The sequence below is a fragment of the Accumulibacter sp. genome (assembly GCF_029255285.1).
In the GTDB taxonomy this organism is placed as follows: domain Bacteria; phylum Pseudomonadota; class Gammaproteobacteria; order Burkholderiales; family Rhodocyclaceae; genus Accumulibacter.
Genome location: NZ_JAPUVI010000078.1, coordinates 1 through 3,280, shown reverse-complemented (window position 1 = coordinate 3,280; position 3,280 = coordinate 1). Strand labels below are relative to the sequence as shown.

The following is a 3,280-nucleotide window of genomic DNA, read 5'->3' as shown; positions in this document are numbered from 1 at the left end:
CCGCAGCGCGCCGGATGCACCAGGACATCGCGCAGGGCGCGCGCGTCGGCGGCCACGGCCGGCAAGGCGGCGCTGGCTTCCTTGTTCTGGTCCACGGCGATCAGCAGCGCACGGGCGTTTTCGAAGCGATGGCTCATGTCGTCTCCTGGTTTGGCAGCCGCGGGCAGGAAACGCGATCGAGAGCGTCCCCGGGCGCCGACTATCGTACCCGAGATCGCCTGCTCCGATCCGTGAAGTGGACACGCCGCGCGCCCACCACTGCTGCCGGCTCAGCCAGCGGGCGGCAATCGACGCGTCGGCGATCGGATGGTGTCTTCGCTTCTCCGGGTCTTCGGCGTACCTGTGCATGGCCTGGCGCAGGAAGGCGAGGTGAGTGCGCAAGTTTCGACAGGCGGCACAAATCGTCAGGTGCGTCCTCAGCGTCACACGCTCACGCCCACGAATTTGTCGAGATTGACGCCCCTTGATGAAGGCTCATATACTCTCGATGGTACCGCTGGATTTCCTATCCTCCTCGACTCGGTCGCCCAGCGCACGGCGGAGATCGGCCTGCGCAAGGCGCTCGGCCACGCCGGCGCGGCGAACCTCCGCCAGCTCTATCCGGCGTATCCGGCCTTCCCCCCGACTGGGCGGTGCTCGCCGGGCTGGGAACGGCGCTGCTGACCGGCAGCGTCTTCGGCGTCCTGCCGGCGCGCCTCGATCCCGTACAGTCGCTGGCCAAGCGCTAGGGCCGGCTCCACCAGATGAAAATGCAACCATGAAGCACGCCCCGGACCTCGAAGAAGATGGACGTTCGCGACTCGCCGCCGCACCTGGCGGCCGGGCCGGACGCCGCGTCTGACCAATCACGATGGAACTCTCCCAGATCATCCAGGCCGTTCAGCAGGATGCCGTCACGGTCGTCTTCGTGAATGTCCTGCTGCAACAGTTGGGGTTGCCGGTCCCGGCCGTGCCGACCCTGCTGCTGGCCGGTAGCCTGGCGGCAACCCCGGGGCATCTGGGCCAGGTGCTGGCGGCCGCCATCGTCGCCTCGGTCATCGCCGACTGGCTCTGGTATCGGGCCGGCAGGGTCTTCGGCTATCGAGCGCTGGCCGGGCTGTGCAAGCTCTCGATCAACCCCGCTTCCTGCGTCAGCCAGACCGAGGCCCGCTTCATCCGCTGGGGGCTCTCATCGATCGTCGTCGCGAAGTTCGTTCCCGGCTTCTCGACGGTCGCGCCCCCCATCGCCGGCGCGCTGCGCATGCACCTGCCGGGCTTTCTCATGGCCGCCGGCGCGGGCGCCTGCCTGTGGGCAGGGCTGGCGCTCGGCGCCGGCTGGCTGCTCAAGGACGAGGTCCAGGCCGCCATCGGCGCGCTCGACCGGCATACCGGCACGGCGCTTGCCGTCGTGTTGCCACTCATTGGCGCCTGGCTGGGATGGAAACTGTGGCAGAAGTATCGCTTCAGACGATCCAGCACTGTCCCGCACATCACCCCCGACGAACTGATCGAGGCCTTGCGCTCGCAACAGCCGCCGCTGATCCTCGACCTGCGAGGGGCCACGATGATCGCCGAAACGGACGCTGTGCCTGGCGCCAAGGTGGCCGAGCACGACCGTCTTGACGACGCGGTGGGCGACTGGCCCAGGAGCCGGCCCATCGTCACCCTGTGCGCCTGTCCGGAAGACGCGGGAGCCATCGCCGCGGCACGCCATCTGCTCGACGACGGCTACCTCTCGGTAAGGGTGCTGCAGGGAGGCTACGACGCCTGGCTGGCAGCCACCCGCAACGACCCGCCGCGTCAGTAACCGGGCCAGGGCAGTGCCGGGGCGGCCAGGCGCCTTCCCGCATGGCCCGCGACGCGGCCGAAGCGCGGGCCATCGGCCTCCCAGTCGCGCTGCGCGCTGGCGATGTCCTCCTTGCTGAAGCCGACGAAGTTCCACCACACCAGGATTTGCTCGCCGAAGGGCGCACCGCCGAGCAGAAGGATGCGGCTGCCTGCCGTCAGTTCCAGCCTGACAGTGCCCGCGCCGTCGCCCAGATACGCGAACTCGTCGCTTGCGAAGCGCTCGGCGCCGATCCGTATCGCGCCTTCGAGAGGCAGGATGCCGTACTCGAATCCCGGATTCAGCGACAAGTCGACCGCGCCCCCCAGCGCACTGCACACGTCCATTCCGACCAGACGCGAGTGGAGTCGCGCAGGGGCCACATGTATGCCATAGGCGCCCGCCAGCAGCGTAAAGGCGCAGCCGCCCGCGTTCCAGCGTGGCAGGTCCGGATAGTGGTCGAACGCAGGATCGCAGTCGCTGACCCCGGAGGGCAAGGCGATCCAGAGTTGCGCGGCATGCAGTCGCCGCTCGTCGGGCAGCGACTCCTCGCTATGGCTGATGCCCCGCCCGGCCGTCATCAGGTTGACCTGACCGGGACGGATGACCTGCTCGTTGCCCAGACTGTCGCGGTGCAGAACCTCGCCCTCGATCATCCACGTGAAGGTCTGCAAGCCGGTGTGCGGGTGGGCGCCGACGTGCATCCCCTGCCCAGGGGCAAAGCCGAGCGGGCCGGCATGGTCGAGAAAGCACCAGGCGCCGACCATGCGGCGCTGCCGAGTCGGCAAGGCGCGACGGACGACCATGCCGCCACCCAGGTCGGCGACGCGCGCCTCGATACGTTCGATCGACGGGCTGGACGGGAGGGAGTGCGGAACGTGCGAGGGTGCCGGGAGTGAATCGCGATCGCTTGGGCTCATGGGACTTCCCCCAAAATGGCATACAGGCGAGCAGGCATGCGCGGCTCACCCCTCAGTAAAGTAGGTCGGCTGCAGGAAAAGGATTGGCTGATGCAGTGGTGTGCCCCGAAGATGCCCTTCTGGTGAACGATGAGCACGTCAATCCAGAGTGGCGGCGCGCCAGGAAGTTCCCGAAAGAACGGCCCGCCTTTCCCTCCACGACGGCATCTGGGTTGGTGCTAGCTGCCGCACCCGGCTAGAGATTGGCCGAACGCCACCAGTTGCTGTAATCCCTCCGCAAGACGGCTTGCGAGAGCATCGGGTAATAAACGAGTTCGCTGCCGATTCCCAGGTAGAAGCCGTTCTTGACCATTCGATACGGGAATTCGAGCGAGTGCACGCGGTGCACGAGCTTGTTCTGCTTCGACACGGGCCGTAGTTCCAGCAAGGCCTCGCGCAGGTGTTGCAGGAAGGAGTACGGCAGGTCACCCTCCTGGCCGTTCGCCGGATCGCGCGCCAGGGGGCCGAGTCCGAGTTCGACAAAGCACATCCCGGGGAAGCGGAAGAACTTCGATGG

General features: G+C 67.4%; 2 protein-coding genes and 2 pseudogenes. 2 read left to right on the top strand and 2 right to left on the bottom strand.

Annotated features, from left to right (window positions below):
• Window positions 1–507: 507 nt before the first annotated feature.
• Window positions 508–728 (top strand): annotated as a pseudogene (locus Q1M07_RS09160) (ABC transporter permease); the annotation flags it as partial.
• A gap of 122 nt (window positions 729–850) precedes the next feature.
• On the top strand, window positions 851–1,786 hold the full coding sequence (locus Q1M07_RS09155; protein WP_034909163.1) for a VTT domain-containing protein: 936 nt from the start codon (window positions 851–853) through the stop codon (window positions 1,784–1,786).
• Here Q1M07_RS09155 and Q1M07_RS09150 read toward each other — a convergent pair.
• Window positions 1,780–2,610, bottom strand: a complete 831-nt coding sequence (locus Q1M07_RS09150) for a pirin family protein (protein ID WP_248594940.1) — start codon at window positions 2,608–2,610, stop codon at window positions 1,780–1,782. The two genes, Q1M07_RS09155 and Q1M07_RS09150, sit on opposite strands and share 7 nt — an antisense overlap.
• 349 nt (window positions 2,611–2,959) lie before the next feature.
• A pseudogene (locus tag Q1M07_RS09145) lies at window positions 2,960–3,280 on the bottom strand (hypothetical protein); the annotation flags it as partial.